Annotated in this window: 13 protein-coding genes; 4 read left to right on the forward strand and 9 right to left on the reverse strand. The window is 57.1% G+C overall.

Going from position 1 to position 19,437, the window contains the following annotated elements; genetic code table 11:
• Positions 1-64: 64 nt before the first annotated feature.
• The 8 genes from QMG93_RS10580 to QMG93_RS10615 form a co-directional block, all read right to left on the reverse strand.
• The gene (locus QMG93_RS10580) at positions 65-2,875 is read right to left on the reverse strand and encodes a hypothetical protein (protein WP_281936122.1); all 2,811 of its coding nucleotides are present in this window, start codon (positions 2,873-2,875) and stop codon (positions 65-67) included.
• Positions 2,872-4,137 (reverse strand): TRAFAC clade GTPase domain-containing protein, encoded by a 1,266-nt coding sequence (locus QMG93_RS10585; protein WP_281936124.1) that lies wholly within the window; start codon positions 4,135-4,137, stop codon positions 2,872-2,874. The genes QMG93_RS10580 and QMG93_RS10585 overlap by 4 nt, the downstream gene beginning before the upstream one ends.
• Positions 4,138-4,151: 14 nt before the next feature.
• Entirely contained in the window at positions 4,152-4,790 is a 639-nt protein-coding gene (locus tag QMG93_RS10590) for a hypothetical protein (RefSeq protein WP_309299663.1), read from the reverse strand.
• A gap of 17 nt (positions 4,791-4,807) precedes the next feature.
• Positions 4,808-6,106 (reverse strand): vWA domain-containing protein, encoded by a 1,299-nt coding sequence (locus QMG93_RS10595; protein WP_281936126.1) that lies wholly within the window; start codon positions 6,104-6,106, stop codon positions 4,808-4,810.
• 21 nt (positions 6,107-6,127) lie between these two features.
• On the reverse strand, positions 6,128-6,670 hold the full coding sequence (locus QMG93_RS10600; protein WP_281936378.1) for a GNAT family N-acetyltransferase: 543 nt from the start codon (positions 6,668-6,670) through the stop codon (positions 6,128-6,130).
• Positions 6,660-9,077, reverse strand: coding sequence for a hypothetical protein (locus tag QMG93_RS10605; RefSeq protein ID WP_281936128.1), 2,418 nt, complete (start codon positions 9,075-9,077; stop codon positions 6,660-6,662). Before QMG93_RS10605 ends, QMG93_RS10600 begins: the two co-directional genes overlap by 11 nt.
• Positions 9,078-9,344: 267 nt before the next feature.
• The gene (locus QMG93_RS10610; RefSeq protein WP_281936130.1) at positions 9,345-12,734 is read right to left on the reverse strand and encodes a tubulin-like doman-containing protein; all 3,390 of its coding nucleotides are present in this window, start codon (positions 12,732-12,734) and stop codon (positions 9,345-9,347) included.
• A gap of 38 nt (positions 12,735-12,772) precedes the next feature.
• The gene (locus QMG93_RS10615; protein ID WP_413789284.1) at positions 12,773-14,485 is read right to left on the reverse strand and encodes a vWA domain-containing protein; all 1,713 of its coding nucleotides are present in this window, start codon (positions 14,483-14,485) and stop codon (positions 12,773-12,775) included.
• Between the two features lie 275 nt (positions 14,486-14,760).
• Here QMG93_RS10615 and QMG93_RS10620 point away from each other — a divergent pair, with 275 nt between their 5' ends.
• The 4 genes from QMG93_RS10620 (at position 14,761) to QMG93_RS10635 (ending at position 18,970) form a co-directional block, all read left to right on the forward strand.
• On the forward strand, positions 14,761-14,922 hold the full coding sequence (locus QMG93_RS10620) for a hypothetical protein (RefSeq protein WP_281936133.1): 162 nt from the start codon (positions 14,761-14,763) through the stop codon (positions 14,920-14,922).
• Complete coding sequence (locus QMG93_RS10625; RefSeq protein ID WP_281936135.1) at positions 14,912-15,850, forward strand: hypothetical protein; 939 nt, start codon at positions 14,912-14,914, stop codon at positions 15,848-15,850. The genes QMG93_RS10620 and QMG93_RS10625 overlap by 11 nt, the downstream gene beginning before the upstream one ends.
• Before the next feature lie 19 nt (positions 15,851-15,869).
• A complete protein-coding gene (locus tag QMG93_RS10630; RefSeq protein ID WP_281936137.1) occupies positions 15,870-17,801 on the forward strand; it encodes a hypothetical protein in 1,932 nt (643 codons plus the stop codon).
• 140 nt (positions 17,802-17,941) lie between these two features.
• The gene (locus QMG93_RS10635; RefSeq protein ID WP_281936139.1) at positions 17,942-18,970 is read left to right on the forward strand and encodes a phosphotransferase enzyme family protein; all 1,029 of its coding nucleotides are present in this window, start codon (positions 17,942-17,944) and stop codon (positions 18,968-18,970) included.
• Between the two features lie 46 nt (positions 18,971-19,016).
• Here the strand turns inward: QMG93_RS10635 and QMG93_RS10640 are convergent, their stop codons facing one another.
• The gene (locus QMG93_RS10640; protein WP_281936141.1) at positions 19,017-19,361 is read right to left on the reverse strand and encodes a glycine zipper domain-containing protein; all 345 of its coding nucleotides are present in this window, start codon (positions 19,359-19,361) and stop codon (positions 19,017-19,019) included.
• Positions 19,362-19,437 lie beyond the last annotated feature (76 nt).

Raw genomic sequence — 19,437 nt, forward strand, 5'->3', positions numbered from 1 at the left:
GCGGCGCCCGAAACGACGACAGCCTGAACCCTTTCGCTCGTGAAAGGATTCAGGCTGCTTTGATTTAGCGTCCGCCGGAACTGGTTTGCTGATCCGGCTTCCCCTTGGTATTTGCCGGCGTATACTTCGGGCCCGCGACCGGTTCGGAGGAGCCCTGGTCGCCGGAAGCGCCGCCGCCGGGCGTCCCTCCGCCAGCTTTGGAGACGCTGCTTGCCGGAAGCGGCGGGCCTTGCATCGGAAGGTCGAGCTGGACCTTTTTGACGACCGGCTCGCTGGCTTTGCCGTATTTGTTCTCCGCCTTGATCTCGATCGTATTCTCGCCGATCATCAGGACGACGGGAGCAGATACTTGTCCGCTGCCGACCCGCTGCCCGTTTACGAAAATGTTTGGGCTCGGATCATAGCCGCCGTCTGTCGCGCTTGCTTTAACCGTAACTACCGGCTGGGCCGTTTTTTCCGGCAGCGTCTCGACCGTGAGCGTAGGCGCCGGTCGGAGAATCGCTCCCATCATCGGCGTCCAGAACGTGGACAACAAAATAATGATGAGCAGCAGCGGAAGCGCGAGAATTCCTAGTCGAAACAATTTCCTCTTTCGCCGCTGCACGAACTGGACAATGCCCGGAGCCTGCTTCAGCTTGATTTCTTTAAACACGGCCGCGAACGCTTCGTTCGGCACGCCAAGCAGCAGTTCCTTGATCTGCTTGTTCTTGAACGCCTTGGAATCATGCCGGTCAAAATAGCGCGTCAGCGCAGCGCGGTAGTGAACGTCGATCCCCGAGCCGCCGGAAAATCGCGAATCTCCCGCGCTCCACAGCATAAATTCGTAGATCGTATCCGTCCCCCGGGTCTGAGCGGCAACGAACTCCAGCATCCGGTCATAGTCATACCCCGCTTCGTATCCGCCCCCGCCCCGGACTCCGGCATCCGGACGGCTGAAGGCGTAGGCGATTTTGCCGAACGTCTCCGGCCCTACCTTATCGCCGAGCGTCTTCTTCAGCAGCTCCTGCGCTCGCTCCAAGTCCAGCGGGCCAAGCCGCTCGAAGGTTGCTACGACATCGGACGGCTTGCGCCGTTCGAGCGTCAGCACCCGATACACGGCGGTCAGCAGGTCCAGCGTCATGCGTCCGCCGCTGTTCAGGTTGTGCAAAAGCTCCGGCTGCGGCGGGTCAAGCATAAACTCAAGCTGCATCAGGTCTTCGTAGCTCAGTCCGGTCGGGGTCAGGTCTTGTAGCAATTCGAGCTGGATTTCCAGCTTGATCTGCATGCAGAAGTCCTCGAACTGCGGCTTTCCTTCGCGCTCCGGCAGACGGTCGAAGTAGATGTATGTATTTTTGGCCACTTCCATCCGTCTTGATTTCTCCGCCTTGAGCAGCTGCTTCACTTTTTTCAATACTTCGTTTCGGAAGAAATGCTGCAGCAGCAGATCATCCGCGGAGACCAGCCAAAACTTGATTTCTTCCAAAAACTCCTTGATCGATCCGCTCGCCGTGATGCGATAGGCTGCGTACTGCTCCGCCGTCTGGGGATGCTGCTCGTGCAGCTGCTTCAGAACGGAGAGAAAGACCGCATTCTGCTGCCGCAGTGGATCGATCAGCGGAACCGCCGCGCGGATATCGCCGGAGGCCGCGGACGCCGCTCGCCGGATATATAGCGCAAAGCTGGTGATCAGCAGCTTCTTCGTTCCTTCGTCGGCAAAAGCGTAATAATCCAACAGCGGCGTAACGAATTCCGCGGTTGGCACGCTGTCCCCATCCATCAATTCCTTGCGGATCAGCTTGACAAGCATATCGTTCAGCCGTTTTTTCCGTCCTGCGGTTTCCGCGGTCAGGTACTGAAGAATGCTTTTCACGGTGCCCGCCCGATTCTGCTCGTACAAGCTGTCCTGGCCTTGTTCGATCCGGAACAGCTCGCACAGCTGGGAATAGGTCGGGACAGCGAGCGCTATGGGATGGCCAACGTCCAGCAGCGCTTCCTCGCAAAAGTCATAGAACCGCTCCAGGCCAGCCGTATCTCCCCGGTGCTCCCAGACGTAGTCCAGAACCGAATGCTCGGTGCCGGATAGGTCCACGCCATGAATTCGCTCATTCGGCAGATCGAACAAATAATCTTTTTCCAGCTGACGGTCGGGCAGACGGATGCTTCCTTTTTCCACAAACATGACATGGTAATGCTGCTTGCCTTCCGGCTCGCTCTGGTACGTGACGAATCCAAGCTCCCGGCGCATCGCATACGGCAGGCAGCGGTAGACGAGCTCCATCAGCCGTTTCGCTTCCTCGCTCCCGGCCGACACGTCCGCGTCCAGCGCGACGTACACTTTCTTCTTGTTCGTGAGCGACGCCATCACGGCGTAAAGCAGCTGCAGAAACTGGGTGCGGTCCAGCTTCAGTCTGTCGAGCAGCCGGTCGGGGACCTTCAGTTTTGCCGCGGCGTCGTAATCCAGCTCATCCAACTCCGGAATCGTCTTCCCGTCCTGAATATCGTAGCTGCTTCGGAAGCCCCGAATCGCAAACAAACGTTCCGGTTCACGCACCAAGGCCTCTTGACGCTCCTTGGGCACAACGTAATGATGCGTGAAGAAAGCGCTCCGCTGCCCGGTGAAGTCGGCGCTGACGTAAACGGTGCGTCCGATCACAAGCTCCCCGCTGTCGGCATGGAAGACGCCGAACGCTTCCGGATACCGCTTCTCGTCCCCTTCTCCGCGTGCGAGCAGCTCCTGCGGCGCCTTGTACACGCAGTACGGATGCAGCGCCGCTTTAATAAAACCGTTATCGAGCCCGGCGGATTTCGCTACCGTATCGAACCCTTCGTTCGTGCGGAAAATTCCTTCCCGGTCCCGGGTAAAATAGTGCTGCTGAATGTTTCGGTCCCGGCTCACGGCGCATCTCTCCTGTCGATGTAGTCGAGCTGGTGAAGCAGCCAAATGAACGGCTCGTCCACCCGGGTCGGGCTAATGACACCGGTCACCTGCCGGTTCACCGGATTCGAACCGAGCGCGGATACGGCGAAGTACGCGGTATTCTGAAAATACACGTCGACCGCATCCTTGAACGGCCGGTCCACCTTCTCGATAAAACGGCGGATTTCGCCGTTAATATTCTCAAACTCGGTCTGGTCCAAATAGCCTTTGTGAACCACGTTGCGGAACACGTTGCTGTTGGACTGAATATATTCGCTGTCTTCCTCTTTCAAATATTGCAGCATATCGCTCTTCGTCAGAACGATCGCCGTCGGAATTTTCGTCTTGCTGCCCTGCTGGTGCGCGATGAAGTTTTCGAACAAGCTGATGACGACCTCGCGTGGCTCGTCATAGCGGCTTGCGAACTCCCCTTCCTCCTGGCCGACGCTCAGGCGGATTTTGTCCCGAATCGTGCGGATTTGCAGCGGATCGACGAGAAATAAAATGCCCGACGAATTTTTAATATGCGACGCATAGATTTCCAGGTAATCGCGCTCCACCATACCCTCGCCCGCAACATCGAAGAAAACGAGCGTGAGCGGCGCGCGCCGGTCGTCCTTGAATACGAACTGAAAAATAAACGGCTCCTGCTGCTCGTTCGGGTTCGTCGACTCCAGCATCATGCCGCGGTCGAAGATCGGCTCCAAATAATTTTGCCGGAACTTCCGGCTAATTTCGGCGCTGAGCGGCATGCAGGCCGCGTCGAAATTCGATGCCGTCGAGGATTGCAGCGTATGGATGAGCGACGTCATATAGACCGATTTGCCGACCTGCGACGCCCCGACGATGGAAATGATGTTGCTCGGCATTTTGCCGGACGAAATCGGCAGCTCGTTGTGGCAGCTCGGACACAGCCGGCGCCGCGTCGCCACGCCATAACGGTCGATGACCGCCACCAGCACGTTTTCCGAATAAACGTGGTTCTCTTCCGGGATTGTGTGCGGTTCGATCACCGCCTCCATGTCCTGCTGCGACAGATTGAACTTGCGCCGCCATGCGTTTAGCCGTTCGTCTTCCTGCAGCGTGAATTCGTCGTCGTTCTCCTTCGTATGCGCGGCGCGGAACACGACCTCGTCCGGCTCGAATTTATGGAAGCAGTACGGACAAACGATGCTGTAATAAGGCGGTCGTTCTTTTTCCACAGGCTTTTTTTCGAAAAATTGCTTGAAAAACCCCAACATGCCAGGTCCCTCCTTTAGTCCGGAATGAGTTCAAACCGCTCGCCATAGATCGGTCCGTCGGTAAAAAACAACCGGATATAGTCGTTTTTGCCGACCTCGATGGGCGGCAGCTCCGTGCGCCCCGGCGGAAAATCGTTCATGAATGGATAAAAGGTCCCGTCTTCCTTATTTCGCGGGGCCGCTCCTTCTTTTTTCACATAGCACAGAGCTTCCCGGGGGACCGGAATTTCGCAGAACAGCCGGATCTGCACGGTTTTATATTTGCTGAACCAGCCGCCGCCGTATTTGATGCCGTAGCGGATTTTCGCCCGGCCTCCGCTGACGCGGACCAGATTGTCTCCGTCCCGCTGCTGCAGCGGGGTCAGCCGTCCTTCCAGCATCAAACAGGGATAGATCCGGTAATAATGCGGCCCCGTAAAGTCGACACGGGCCCGGTAGCCGGCTTTCGCCTTGTATTCCTCACGGGTAAACAGCTTGAGCCGCTTCGGGTCCAACCCGTCCGGGGGCTGCTCGCCCCCCTCTTCGAAGCTGTCGATGTAGACGTAATTGATTTCCTTCGGCCAGTGCCAGGTCAAAATACATTCGCCTTCCCTGACCTCGGAGGCCGCTTTCGTAATCCGGTACCGCTCGTCAGGTTCGCTCCATTGCATCATGTGCCCGCCTCCCGTCGTTACCGGAACCGCTTGCCGGTCCGGCTGCCGTCTCTTCCGCCATAGCGGCTGCTCTCGCCATCCGGACCGGCATACAGCTCGCGCGGTCTGCCGCGGCGAAGACCGGTGTTCTCGCCGGTGCCTTCATGAACGGCGAACAGCAAGGTGGACAGCGACAGCACGACGGCCAGAATAAGATCCGCTATAGCGCGCACGGTGCTCGGATGCTCTGAGGGCAAACCGTATTCCAGCGTCAGACCTGCGAGCAGACCGGCTAACGCGCCGCCGAGAACGAAGCTGCGCGCCAGGAAGCGGTTATCGAACACGATGCCAAGCGACAGCCCGAGCAGCGCGCCGATGAACAGAATCAGCACGACCCGCAGCGCCGCATGCCAACCGCTGCCTTGCATCTGTCCCTGCCGTTCGTTCATGAGATGGAAATGATGGTCTTTTAAATAAATGTTGCGGAAGGCGTCCGTCACCAGCTCGGCCTGCTTCACCTCTTGGAACGTTCCGCCCGTCGCTTCGGCGATCCGCTGCAGCAGCTGGCTCCCTTCCTCGTTCGGCTGCTTCATCCCGATCGTGTGTATGGTTATATTTTCCAAATTATAAGGCTGTACGACTCGAGCGACATCCACATCACTGTAGCCGTCCGAGATAAGAATGACGGCTCCCTTGCGGTGCGATTCCTTCTGCATATGATCAATCGCTTGGGTAAGCGCCTGCGCGATGTCGGTTCCCCCGGTCGGGGCGGGAATCGCGTCGATTTGCGCCAGCACTTGGCTTTTGACGGTTTCGCTGCTGAGCTGCGTCAGATTCTGCACCCATGCCACCGTATCGTTAAACGTCAGCACGCCGACCCGTTTGTTGCTGTCCATCTGCCCGATCAGCGACTTGACCGCCTGCAAGCTCTGCTTGTTCGGGTCGTTCTGCTTCATGCTTTCAGACGTATCCAGAATGAGCACGTAATCTTGCGGCCGGCCCGATTTCGCAGAATCGAAATACAGCCCGTAAGCCCATTGAAACAGCGCCCCCGCCGCAAAAAGAAGAAGAAGCGTGCCGGGAACGAGCAGCTTCCATCCGTCGGAGGCATAGCGGAGACGCCAGTTTCTTCCATTCAATTGCGGTGACAAGATCTCCGAAAGCAAACAGCACAGCCCGACGATCAGGGCAAACACTCCGAAATATAGCCCCATCAGCAATGTTTCGTGCATCGTTCCTTCCCACCGGCTGAGCATCATTTCCCCTGCAATAAATCCTAGAAAGCCACCCACGATGCTGAGCCCGGTCAGCAGCGGATTCCATTTCCGACGTTTCATCGGCCTTCCTCACTTTCTACTTCAAACGTCCTCGTCCAAAAGCGAAAACATTTGATGATCTTCCCACACTCCGTTGATTTTCACGTTTTTGCGCGCCAAACCTTCCGGGCGGAAGCCCGCCTTCTCCAAAACGCGCATGGAGCCCCCGTTTCGGGGCATCGCGCCCGCTTCAATCCGGTGCAAGCCAGCCTCTTTAAAAGCAAAATTCACGATCAGCCGAACCGCCTCGGACGCATATCCTTTCCCGTTATGCCCTTGGTCCAAGCAGTAGCCCATGGTGCCCTTTTGCACCGGCCCGCGTATGACATTAAACAGCGAAATTTGCCCGATCAATTCGTCCGTTTCCGCCAGAAATATGCCGAAGGCATAACGATGGTCCTGATTTCGCTCGTCGCTCCATTGGCGGATCATGTCCGACTGGGCCTCCAGCGTAAAAAAGGATTCGTCGCGTATGGACATATACGTCTGGAAAAAGTCCCTGTTGCGCACATGCAGGGCCAGCAGCGCCTCCGCATCCGCGGGTTCGAAAAATCGGATATACACGGGTGAGCCCTTATCGCTCATCATGGCCGTCCTCTCTCCTTTCCGTCTCCGGTTCCTCCGGCAAGGCGCGTCCGTGAAACTCGTATCCGCTGCGCACATAACTGTCGTAATACCGCCTGCCGTTCCGGTAGTACATCAGATCGGCGATGCGGAATCCGCCCATCAGATTCAGCTTCTCGACACCACTTTGCTTCTTCTCATGAATGCAGCCGAGCTTGTAGGTGCGGCTGCCATGATCGACGCTGTATGCATATTGGATCAATTCGCTTTGAAAATCGCCGAAAAAATATTTTTCCTCGTACCGGTGCTTGTGCGTATAGTTGTAGACATCCAGCCGGATCGCCGCCTCGCTCTCCAGCGTCACGTACAGATCGCGGTACAGCTCTTCCTTTGTCAACACCTCGCGATTGTCGTAGCTGACCGCCACGTTCGCCCGCGCCAGCAGTTCCTGCTCGAACGGCTGATGAAACAGCGGATGGACGAACCATTCCCGTTTCGCCGCCGCAATCAGCTTGTCGATCAGCGTTTCGTCGCTTTGCTCAAGCAGCGCAGTGACATTTCCGACCCACCGTTCGTCAAAATAAAACTGCAGCCCCCGGCGGTTTTCCGTTTCGGCGGCGATCACTTCGACGACATGGCCGTAGTATTCGTTAATGTTGCGGCCCAGTTCGTCGTTCGTCTCCGAGATACTGCGGCGGCTCGCGTCGAGCAGCACCGCTTCGATGTCGTGAAGCCGCTGAACGTACCGCTTCATCCGGTCGTGAATCTCTTCCAGCTTCCGCTCGTAGCTCCGAAGCTCGCGAATGGTCAGCTCCAGCAGCAGCAGCTCGTATTTCAAGCTGTAGATTTGCTCAAGCATTCCCCGGGCCAACGGCTTGACCTGGCCCTTGGGCGAAAGAAAACCGAGCAGCGAGCCTTTGGCATACCGCTGATCTTCCACCCGCTCCTCGTACAGCGCTTCGAGGTCAAGCTTGCCGTCTTCGAACTGACGCTCGGCTTCCTTGCGCCACTCCCGGACCATGGCGATAAGACTGGGCGTCTCCGCTCCGCGTTCCTGCTCCGAGGTCCATAGGTACATGCAGTAGCACCCGTACGACGGATGATCGACCGCTTTGCGCTGCAGCGTTTGCGCGAGCCTTCCGGCCCCGTCCCGCGCCTCAAGCGCCGCTTCCATAACCCGGACGGCGTTCGTCTCAAAGAAGGTCCGGGCGTTTCCCCCGAACAAAGCCGCCTCCGCCTGCCGCAGAGACATCGACCGCAGCTCGTGGTGCGACACGTTCTCATAGAGCAAGCCGTACATGGCGTCGATCGGATTCGCCCGTTCGCCTGCCACGGCCCGGACGCTTGCCTCCGCCTTCCTCGGGTCCAGCTCGGCCAGCTCCAACAGCTCCGTCGGATGGATAACCGCGTTATCGCGCATCCGCTGCAGCATTCCCCGGTACAGATGATACAGCACCGTCAGGGCGATCGCCTGATTGGGCCGCGTCACCTTGGCGAACCCCGCGGAGACGTAAATGCCGCCTGCTTCCCCTGGCGGCATCATGTTCTGCTTGAACTGCTGGTGGTTGTAAGCCCCGTGCCTCGGATCGACCTCGTCAGCGGCTTTGCGGTTCTTGAGCAGGTTCAAATGGCACACGATCTCGTAGCACCGCTGCATCCCGCCGGCTGCAAATAGCCCGCGCTCATCCTTGTCTCCGATCATATACACCGTGTCGAACAAGGCTGCGTCCCGGTGCTCGACCGGCAGCCGGATGCCGTCGCCCGTCACCTGAAGATCTGCGGCCAAACGGAATTCCCGCCGCTGGACTTCGTCCAGCTCGCGCATAAAGCTGACGCCAAGCGATGCCGCATACGCAAAATCGTCGCCCGGCTGCTGCTCCTGAAGCAGTCCGTACAAGTCGACGACCACGGAGCGGAAGCTCTCGCCGAAGATCGATTTCATCAACACCGTCAGCTCGGGCACGAGCGCGTTGAGCGGATCGTCCACCCGCGTGACCACGGCGATATTGACCCGCTGCAGCGAGGCGTACAGCCGTCCAAATTCCGAGATGCGGCTGTTCATCTGCCGCAGGAGGACGTTCAATTCCAGAAGCTTCGCTTCGTCCCGGTAAAACTGCCTGTATCCTTCAGCACGCTGCGTTTTCTTATCTCCGCCGCTTCCGCCGAGATGCCAGCTGTAGACGTTGTCCCGCGCGGCGGCTTCCGCTGTGCCGGCCTCCGTGCCGATATGTAAATAAACGACGCCGGCGCTGTTGTTCCATTTCTTCCGGTTCAGGTCATACACCTGTTCCAGCGCCTCTGTCGACCGGTCGCCGACGAACAGGAACACGAGGGGATGGTTGATGCTGCGAAGCTCATCCCCGCCCGTTCCCATGCTGTCTGTTTCCGCGGCGTATGCGCTCGCGAATTGCATCAATGTCTCCCGCATGATCCTGACCCTCCAATCGGGGAGTTTGAGATTTCGCCGTTTGTTGGAGCGGTGACCTATCCCCCTCCAGCCGCTCTTGAAACCCATGAATGTCGATTATATTTTAAGGAATATTCATGGGTTTCAAAGGCGGACAGCGCAAGCGCTTCTTCCGGGGGACAGGTCACCTGTTTCACGACGAAATCTCAAACGAAATATAACTAAAAAACCGCCGCAGCCTTGGATCGGCTGCGTATTTATATGCTATCGCTATGACATACGAAGCTGCTATTTCAAGCTGCGAAGGATGTCGCTCACTTTGCTGGCGATTTGCTTGTAGAATTGGTACATGTCTTCGCCGTCGACGTATTCGCCGCGGTCGTAGTCGAGCGCGGACTTGGCGTCCTGGTAGGCGCCGGCCATGTCCTGCAGCTTCGTCAGCAGGCCACTGATATCTTCTTGGGCAGTAAGCTGCTGGCTGAGCTTCGACGATTTGCGCTGGAGCAGGCCGAGGCGCTTCGCATCGAGGGCGCGGATTTTGCGGTAAATTTCGTATTCCGGGAATTTGCCGGCCTGCATCAGGTTGACGAACGGCTCCCACGGGTCCTCTTCCGCGTCATGGTCGTACACGTACAGCGCGCCTTTTTTGACGATCGCGCCGGTATACATCGCCTCGATGAACTGCTGGATGAATTTCTCCTCGTCCTGATGAGCGGCGAGCACCTGCTCCAGCTCGGCGATTTTCGCCTCGATCCGGCGGTACTTGCCCAACTCCTCGCGGACGCGGCGCAGCAGCTCCGGCGAGCGGATCAGGTTCTCCTTCGCCATCTCCTCGTTCACACTGCCGAAGATGTCCTTGAGGCCGTCCTGTTCCAGACCGCCTGCCACAAGCGCCTTCAAGTCGGCGACGCAGCGCTTGATCTCGCCAAGGTTCGGCTTCGCCGCGTCAAGCTGCATCGGATACGACTCGAGCTTTTGCTCCAGATCGAACGGCTTCGTGAATACGCACTCGTACCGGCCCGTTGTGCCTTGATCCGCCGATTTCTCGCGGATAATGCGCAAGGCCAGCGATTGGTCGAACATGCTGCGGACGTCGGCGTTGTAATGTTTTACACGCGCGTTTTCATACGTATCGCCCCACGATTTTTCCGGAATCGGCGACGGCAGGTACGTCCAGTTCGTCTTCTCCGTCTGGACGAGATGGCGTCCGACGCCTTCCGGTTCCAAAATCGAGCGCTCGTAGCTTTCCTCGTATACTTTCAGCGGCGTATACAGGAACAACGGAATGCCGTTCTGGGTGTTCAGCCAGAAGACGCGGTTTTTCACTTCGCTCTCCTTGATCGTGAAGCGCGAGTTCGCGATGGCGTTATCCTGGAAGTTACGGATGCCCTTGAAAATATTCGGCGCCTTCACCGGCACGGAGACGAAGCCCCACGACGGGAAGTTGAAATTGCCCGAGCTGTTGGTCAGATGGAACACCGGCTTCGCTTCCTCGTACAGACGGCCGGCGATCTTCTGCTCCACCAGCTTCTCCAGCGAATCCTCGTGGCCATATTTGATGATCAGGAAATCCTCCATCGACTTCGTAATCAGGTCGCTAAACTGCTCGGTCAAAAACTCGGAAATCGAGCTGACGACGTCCACTTCCTGCTCCTTGATCCACTGGTTCGACTTCTCCAGCAGCTCCTGCGTAAAGTCGCGGATCAGCTCGGTGACGTTCTTCTCGTCGGTGACCTCGCCGATCAGCTTCGCCATATCCGGCACGCTGACGATGTTCCAATAGTACGTGCGGTTGCCCTTGTGATCGACTTCCTCCTGGCCTTTGGTGAGGATATCCCCGTTTTTCTGGAAAATTTTGTTCAGCTCGTTCAGGATTTCCGTAAACACCTGATAAATACGCGAGTTGTCGTTGTTGATGAGCGTGTACAGATCCTCGTAGAACTCGATCATCTGCTCCATCCGCTCGCGGTCGGAGTGCAGCAGGTACTCCTGGATTTTCGCCTCGATGTAGGCGTCCTTCTTCTTGTCCTTGGAGATGAACGCGCTCTTCGCTTCGGTCAGCTTCTGCATGGCGGTGTCGCCCGCCGCCTCGATATCCCGCGGGATGCGGTACAGGCTTTCCTTCAGCGATTCGATGTACGACGAGATCAACTTCAGCAGACAGAAGCCTTTGTCCTGCAAAATGATCCGCGACACGTAAAACGGCCCCTGCTCGGGATGACGGAACATTTTGCCCATCTGCTCCGCGAACACTTCCCGAATTTGGCCCGGCAGCTGCTTGCGGGCCTTGATGTACTCCTCCCGCGCACGGGACAGGTAGCTCTGCTCCAGCTCCGTGTCGATATGGACGATCTGCTGCTTGACGACGTTGTTATAGCTGAGCCGCTCGCTGTTCTGGTAGCCGGGCAGCGGCTCCGGCACGTTCTTGTCGAATTCGCGGTGGATCGAATCCGGGTCGAAGCCCAGCTTGTGCGCCAGCTTCTCGACGTCCTCCTGACTCGGACCTGCCTCGAACATCGTCGACATGCGCTGAAACACTTTATAAGCCAAAAACGTCGTCATTTCCTCAATCGGCAGGACTGCGGACGACGCGCCCAAAATATTGTATTGATAGTTCGCCGCATACGTCTTCGGCATCTGATTGATGTTCGTGCGGATGTTGCTGATATAGTCGTGGATCGCGAATTCCTCGCCGGACTGCTTTTGCTCGCTCGCCATGAAGTTCGTGATGTTCTCCGCCGTTACGTTCATGCAGTAGTCGTACGCATTTTCGAGCTGCTTGCCTTCGAGGTTCGTCGCCGATATAAGATGCGCGAGGTTAAAAGGCGGCATTGGCGAGTTAACCGTCAAAATGTTCGCGTACTGCTGCTTGAACCGGTCGCCGCGTTCGTCGACGTTCATCCAATAGTCGAGCTCTTTAAGCGCCGCATAGCCGTTCTTCTTGATATATTCGCGCGAATGCTCGGTCAATGCCTTGTTCGCCAAATTGACGTCCGGCGTGAACAGGTAGCCGAGAATGCCGACTTTATCGACGCCGGCCGAGCCGTAATCCCGCTCCAGAATGCCGCGCACGATATACGCGATATCGAGGAAGCAGCCGCTGCCCGTTCCGCCGGAGATACCCGTCAGTAAGAACACCATCAGCTTCTTGTTCGTGCCCACCGACAGCGTCTTGATTTTGCGCTCGATCGTTTGCACGACCTGCACGATCTTCGTGAACAGCAGCAGCCGGCCCGCTTGCCGGACGCCCGAAGCGCCGTTGATGCCGTCGGTAATTGTCAGCTCCGGCGACAGCCATTCTTTCAAATACGGCTCCAAAATGCTGCGGTTTTGCAGCACGCTGCCGATCTCCGCGTTCGACAGCAGCACGAATTCGGTCATCGGATCGAGGCCAATGCCCTTGTACCGCTTGTTGCGGTCGTGCTCGTTCGTCTCGAACGCGAGAAACTCGATGTTGTCGGGCTTCTCGCGCTTTTTCTTCGTGAACGGGTCTTCCGGCAGCTTGAACCGCCGGTTCACCTGATACTTGAGCCGCAGCAGCGCATCGATACCCGTTCCGCCGAGACCGATGACCAGCATCGGATTGTCGATCGTGTCGACGCGGATTTTTTCGCTGACAATGCCGCCGCCCAAGGATACGTCCAACTGCTGTATATGCTCTCTGACTACTGCTTTCATGTCCGGACTCCTCCTGTAACCAAGGCCAAATGGGATATTTATTTCAAGTATTCGACGCTTATCGACTTATTGACGTTTTGAAGCGCGATTTTGATGCGGTCATTTGCACGAATTTCTTTTCCTTTGGCGGCATCGAACACCCGTCCGCCTTTTTCGACGACGCAAGGCGTCGCGTTATGCAGCAGCACCGTGTCGTTCGGACCGGGCCGGAAGACGATATTTTGCGTCTCCGCAAACTCCGGCGCGAGCTGGAGCAGTTGATGCAGCGACACCTTGCCCTTGAACGCGTTCAGCTTGCGGTACTGCGGATTGGTCCGCTCGCCCGTGTCCTCGTCCTTGACCTCGATCACGAGCTGCCCGACGAAGCCCTTGTTCGCTTTGCGGTAAACCGACAGCGCGTACAGGGCGCCTCCCGCAAGCAGAAGAACCCCGGCGATAATTGCTGCCCATACGGTCGGGCTGAGCGCACCGCCCGCCTCCTTCGCCGGCTCTGACGCAGGCTTGGATGCCGCTCCGCCGGATTTGGCCGTGAGCTTCACGGGCGCCGTCTCGCGCAGGAAGTTCGCGCCCTCCGCCTTGATCTTAAGCTCGTAGTCGTGCGCGTCCGCGACCTTGAAGCTGCCCTCGATGCCCTGTGCGCCGATCGTCAGCGGCTTTTCCTCGGTCTTCTTGGTATCCAGGTCCGTCAAGACCGCCGACGCCTTCAAGCCCTTGTACAAATCTGCATCGGCCGTCTTTTGTCCGGCAGTCTGCAAATACGCTTTGATCTGCACTTCGTCGCCCGGCTTGAGCGTCGTCGATGCCAGAGGCTCCATGACGAGCTGGAGGTCGTAATTGTACACGAGGTTAATGTTGATTTTTTCCTTCTGGACACCTTTGACCTGCAGCTTCCAGTCGCCTTGCGCCGGAGTCAACACTTTCAATAAAGAGTAAGCGCTCGAAGCCGTATAAACGACGCGGTCCGACGGAATTTTCTGCTCTTTGCCGGACGGGTCGAATAATTTGACCTCCACCGGCTTCGAAGACATGATCGAGATGTTCGCTTCCTGTACGCTGGCGTTCGGAATCGTCACCTTCACATCCTGAAACTGCCCGTTCGCCACGAAGCCGGTCAGCGGCACGACCTTCAGCTTGAAATGGCTTGCGTAAATTTCGCTCAAAATTTGCGGCAGATTGTCCGCCGTGCTCGTGATAAACGATTTGCCTTTCGTTTCGTTGGAGATGCGCTCCAGCACAGCCTTGTTCAACGTTCCGTCGGCATTGAGCCCGATCGTATAAATCGGGATGCCTTTGTCCTTCGCTTTCTTGATCGCATCGTTTAGCTCCTGATCGGACTGCTGCTGCGTGCGGCCGGCGTTCAGCGAGTTGTTGCCGTCGGTCATCAGCACGATGAGCGGCACGTGCCCCGGCTCCGTGCCGGATTCAAGCACCTTCACCGCTTCGTTTACGCCGACGGCGATGTCGGTGTAGGGCCCCTTGGACAGCTTGTCGATGAACGATTTCAAGTCCTGCTTATCCGCGGCGGAGTTGATGGGAAGCAGCGCCTTTTCGCGCATCACTTGATCGGTATAGGCGACGAGGCCGATTTTGTCTCCCTGCACGGATGCCATGTCGATAAACATTTTCATCGCTTCGTTGCTGACTTTGTTGACGTCGCTCTCGTTCATGGACGTACTGACGTCCACCGACAGAACGGCGTCCATCTTCATATCGACTGCGCCTGCCGGAGCAGCTGCGGCCTGAAGCGGCATCAGGACGGCGAGCAGCAGAGCGGCGACGGGTCGGAGCAGCGCTTTGATGATTTTCACGGGGTTCATTCCTCCAAACCTATGGACAGCTCGATGTCGAACCATCCCGAACCAATATGGTATAGTGTAGTAAATTGCCGTAGAGGGTAGTACAATGGAACTGCATGTCGTCTACTAATCTACATATTAACTGGTCAGAAAGTAAAATTCCACTAACGAAACCTTACAGAATTCTTAAATTATCGCCTTTCAAATTCGAAAATACCGGGGAGAGAATCATGCTGACCGTAGCCGTATTGGCTCTTGGAGCCCTGTTTCTACTAGCATTTTTTATGTATTGCTCTTATAGCCGGAAGCAAGACGTCACGCTTGCGAACATCGATGCCGCATTCGCCGCAAGGTTAAATCAAGGTGATCCAGGTGAAAGCCATGACGACTAAAACCGCCGTTCAATTCCGCAAAACGCAAGCGACCTCGCATTTGTTCGACCGCTTGAAGCAGTGCCGGCGCTGCAGCCGGTATTCTTGTCTATGGGACGACCGCTGCCTGTCGTGCGAAGCCGAGCAAAGCCGCAGCGCCGTCCCCGAGCAGACCGGAGCGGTTCTGAAGCACCGCAGGCAGACCGGCATGCTGGCTGTCGGCGCGATCGGCGCCCTCGCCTTTCTGCTCGCCCGCAACGCGGAGCAGATGATTTTGTCCGTCGTCGGCGCCGCCCTGCTGCTCGCGCTGTACGTTTTTTTGCATAAGCGCTACGAGCCTATCTTATATAGACGTACGCTAGGCCGTTTACTCCTGCAAGATCAGCAAAAAATTCGCGAAGGGCTGCTGCTCGACATCGACGATGCGGAAGCGGACCTCCGGGAAGAAGACTTTAAGACCGCCTATGAAAAGTTCCGCGAGATCGGTTATTTCATTCAAGACGACTCGATCAAAATTTTAAAGGTATACTGCCTGAACAAATTTATTTTGCGCAGCGATATGGACCTTGAGCTCAACTCCCTTCTGCCGAACCGTTTTGACAAAGACGTGATCGAATATATGCATGAAATCGGCAAAGTGCGTCCTCAGCTCATTACCCGCGAAGCGCTCGACTACGTCATGAAATACCGGGGCATGATCGAGAGGCTTCCCGAGGGAAGAGACGTCCTGACGGCGGCGGCCGGAGCCGCGCTGCGCGTGAAGTCCAATCTGCACGCGTACCGCAGCCTGCTGTTGGACCACGCCCAGGAGCTGCCGAAAGACCGGCTGCTTCGGCTGTGCCGACTGCTTGCCGAGCAGCCGGACGCCGACCCCGAGCTGACCCAGAAAGCGCGCGATGCCGTGAAGCTGAAATACGACTTCGATCCGGAATTCCAAGGCATCCTGTAGAAAGGAAAGGAGGCTGCCTATGTCTATCTCTACGTATAAACGGTCCGTCCGTTACAGAAACGCCGCGATTGCCGTCCTCGTTCTTCTGCTCTTGGCGGCGTGCTTCAAAGTCTACGCCTGGTGGCAAAAAGCGGAGCTTTACCAGCAGGCGGCGGCACAGCTTGCCGCAGGCAACGCAGTCGAAGCTGAGGAGTTGTTCCTCAAGGCGCAAAAAATCGGCTTCGTCGATTATAAAGAAGCGGAAACGGAGCAGGCGCTCAGCGCTCTTCAGCCGGTTACGCAAGCGAAGCGGCTGTTCTCGTCTCTAACCGACCAGATCGCCTCTGCAGTTGCCGTAAACGATGCCGGCAGCTTGGTGAAAGCGTACGAATCGTATCAGAGCGCCAAGTCGCAGGTCGCGAAGCTGGACGAAGGCTCGCAGAAGCGGTTCGCAGAAACCGCGGCGTCCTACAATATCGACGCACGCTTCGCGGAAGCGTTCGGCTCGGTCAAGACGGCGCTAATCCAAAGCGTCGAAGGCGCCGTCGCCAAGAAAAAATTCGACGCCGATACCGCTGTCGGATTCCTGCTGCAAATTCCCGCGGTCTATTATAAGGACGAAGCGGCGAAGCGAAAAGCTCTCAACCCGCTGCTGCAAAAATACGACCAAGGCCGCCTGGACGCACTCGTCAAATCCAAATCGCTGGACGAAATGTTGAAGGAAGGCGAAGGGCTGCTAAAATTTTATAAGGATCGGGGCTGGGAGGCTCCCTGGGTCGCTGCAAAACTTGAGAAGGCGGCTCAGGACACGCTGGCCAAGCTGGAGAAGAACGATCTGGGCGGCTTCCTGAACGCTGCCAAAACCGTGCAGTCCCACAAGGAGCTCTTCGGCAGCGGCAGCAAGCTGAACGGGTATATCCAATCGGTGGTGAACGGCCGAATGGCCCGGGCGGAGCAACTGATCGCCGCCAAAAAGTATGCGGAGGCCGAAGAGCTGTACAAAACGCTTGGCGCCTACCGCGATACGTCCCAAGAGCTGCAGGCGCTCGGTCAGCGCCGATTGGAAAGCGATCCGGCCGTGCTGCTTCAAAAGGCCGGCATCGAAGGCGCCCTCACCGCCGCCACGAGTCTGAAAGGGACGAACGGCGCACAAACGGCAGCCGCTGCGGTTACGGACAAGAAAAAGGTCGTGCTCGTCCGGCTGTTCTCGGACCAGCGCATCGAGGTCGCAGAAGGAGCTGTGCCGGGCGACCTGGCCGCTGTCAAATCGATCCGCCCGGCCGACGAGCTCAGCCCGGAAGGACAGCCCGTGCTGCTGCTCGAAGCGGCCTCCAAGAAGCGGAAAGCCCGCTATGTCGCGTTCGAAGCGCACGCGTCCGAGCTTAAGCCGATTCTCGATCTGGAGGCCGATAAGCTGGAGTCGGTGCGTCCGGGTGTAGTAAGCGCCGATAATCCCGTGCCCGAGCGGCCGGAGAAGAACGGTGCCGACAAGAACAGTACGGACAAGAACGGTACGGAATCTACAGGCTCCCAAGCCGGAGCGAAAGCGGTCTACGAATACCGCAGCGGGCGGTATGTTTTCGTCAAGTCCGAAGAAAACGGGAACAACGCTGTCACGAACGGAAACGGCGACGTGAAGCAGGACGCGGATAAGAAAGATCCGAAGGACGGCACAACTAAGGATGCCAAAGAAGGTACGAAGGAAGTCAAAAGCATTACGGCCAACGAGCTGCCGAAGTACAAAAACTCGAAGGTTGTGTTCCAATGCGACATCCAATCGGTTGCGGACAATCGGGCCATCGTCAAGTTCGACGATCTGTACATCGTGCTGACCGGCAAATTCAAGTTCGGCACCGGACCGGCGGTCATCACGGGCACGTACACTTCCACCGAGGATCTGAAGCAAGGAAACAAGACGGTGAAAGCTTACGTCGTGCAAGTATCATCGCTCGTGCAGGACGAAGAGTCGTAAGCCGATCATCTGGCGTTTAAAAAGGGAGATTTTCCGTCTTTGGAGACGGGGTCTTCCTTTTTTTATTTCCATGCTGCAACAAATGACCGGGCTTTTCCGTATGAGGAGTATATCTTTTAAGGATCGGAGATTGACGGGCCGTGTTCGATGACGAAGCTTTGCTGAACAAAATACGGGATCATTTTCAATTGCCGGCGTTCGCCGGTTTGTGCCGAGTGCAGTACGAAGAAGAGCCCGACGACCTGCGCATTGTGGTTAAGGTAACAACATCCGACGGACGAAGCTATGCCGTGCGGATGATGTCCAACTCCTATTCGACGTTGGAGGACCTTGCAGGACAAGCGTCCCTGTGCGGGCTGCTTTCCGGCGGCGGACTGAACGTCCCGACGCGCTTGTACGGAAGCGACGGACGTCCTTACCTGATTTTGTCGCGGAAAGGACACGAGGTTTGGGCGACCGTGGAAACCTGGCTGCCGGGCAAAGAACCGGAAAACCTAACGATCGGCCTCGCCGAACAAGCAGGCGAATGGCTCGGAGCCATGCACCGGATTGCCGGTCAGGCGCCTGCACCGATCCCTTTTACCTCGGAGAGCCCGTGGAGCCTGTTCGGTCAGGAAGACGAGCTGGATCAGGATGCTCAAGCCTTAGAAAAGGCGCTCCAGACTGGCGGCGCAGAGCCGCCACTGATGCGAGAGTTGTTCGCCCTGTACCGGGAAAAACGCTCCAGACTCCGGGCAGGTTGGCCCGAACTGCCGGGCGGTCCGGTGCAAGGAGATTTTTCTTTAAACAATTTGCTTATGGACGAAAACGGATGTCTGTGCGGCGTGATTGATTTTTATCTTGCGGGAACCGACGTCTTTGTCGGCCATTTGGCGGGAGAAGCTTCGTTTCTAGCTTATGCGGCGGATAAGGAAAGTGCGGAAACCTCCGAAGCCGCAGGGGATCGATACTTGGAGGCGCTGATGGCCGGCTATGAGCGGTGCCGTCCTCTGAATACGCGGGAACGGAGCGTGCTGAACGACTTGATCGGTTTGCGCAGGGCGTTTGCTTGCTATCAGGTGGATGAAGTGCTCGGAGAGATCAAAGCGGGAAATACGGAACAGGTCAATCAGAAGCTGAAAGACATGATTTTATATTTGAAAAAAGAATACCGCCGAACGGACTTGTAAGTTCCGTTCATGCAGAAACCGGGAGTCCGTCTCCCGGTTTTCCTTTTTACTGATTCTGCTGCGGCTGCACAGGCTGAATCGTGCCCTGGACCATCCGGTTGTTGACCAAGGCGTCCCCGGCCCGATGGCCGACGCTGCGCCCGACCGAGCTGCCTACAAGTCCACCCAGCACCGCGCCAACCGCTGTCCCGAAGACCGGAAGCACTGCCGAGCCGAGCATCGCGCCGTACTCTACCCCGGCCATAATGCCGACAGCCCCTGTCACATTTTCTACGGTTTGTACAGCGTATTCCTTTGTCTTCATCTGCCCTTTGGCCAGCGCATTTGTATCCTGTATTTGAGACAAGCCGCCCGAAATCATCCCGGTCCATACGGAACCGCTTTGAAACATGATCCCACCTCATTTCGAGTCATCCGGCCGTAGCATAGCCGGTTTGTTTAGCTTGCCCTGCTCTCGTTCAAAACAC

Source organism: Paenibacillus tyrphae, assembly GCF_027925525.1.
Lineage (GTDB): Bacteria > Bacillota > Bacilli > Paenibacillales > NBRC-103111 > Paenibacillus_G > Paenibacillus_G tyrfis_B.

Coding starts and splice junctions, on each gene's coding strand:
- QMG93_RS10630 (WP_281936137.1), top strand. CDS start 15,870: ATGTCTATCTCTACGTATAAACGGTCCGTCCGTTACAGAAACGCCGCG.
- QMG93_RS10590 (WP_309299663.1), bottom strand. CDS start 4,790: ATGATGCAATGGAGCGAACCTGACGAGCGGTACCGGATTACGAAAGCG.
- QMG93_RS10605 (WP_281936128.1), bottom strand. CDS start 9,077: ATGCGGGAGACATTGATGCAATTCGCGAGCGCATACGCCGCGGAAACA.
- QMG93_RS10600 (WP_281936378.1), bottom strand. CDS start 6,670: ATGAGCGATAAGGGCTCACCCGTGTATATCCGATTTTTCGAACCCGCG.
- QMG93_RS10595 (WP_281936126.1), bottom strand. CDS start 6,106: ATGAAACGTCGGAAATGGAATCCGCTGCTGACCGGGCTCAGCATCGTG.
- QMG93_RS10620 (WP_281936133.1), top strand. CDS start 14,761: ATGCTGACCGTAGCCGTATTGGCTCTTGGAGCCCTGTTTCTACTAGCA.
- QMG93_RS10625 (WP_281936135.1), top strand. CDS start 14,912: ATGACGACTAAAACCGCCGTTCAATTCCGCAAAACGCAAGCGACCTCG.
- QMG93_RS10585 (WP_281936124.1), bottom strand. CDS start 4,137: ATGTTGGGGTTTTTCAAGCAATTTTTCGAAAAAAAGCCTGTGGAAAAA.
- QMG93_RS10640 (WP_281936141.1), bottom strand. CDS start 19,361: ATGTTTCAAAGCGGTTCCGTATGGACCGGGATGATTTCGGGCGGCTTG.
- QMG93_RS10615 (WP_413789284.1), bottom strand. CDS start 14,485: ATGCCGCTTCAGGCCGCAGCTGCTCCGGCAGGCGCAGTCGATATGAAG.
- QMG93_RS10610 (WP_281936130.1), bottom strand. CDS start 12,734: ATGAAAGCAGTAGTCAGAGAGCATATACAGCAGTTGGACGTATCCTTG.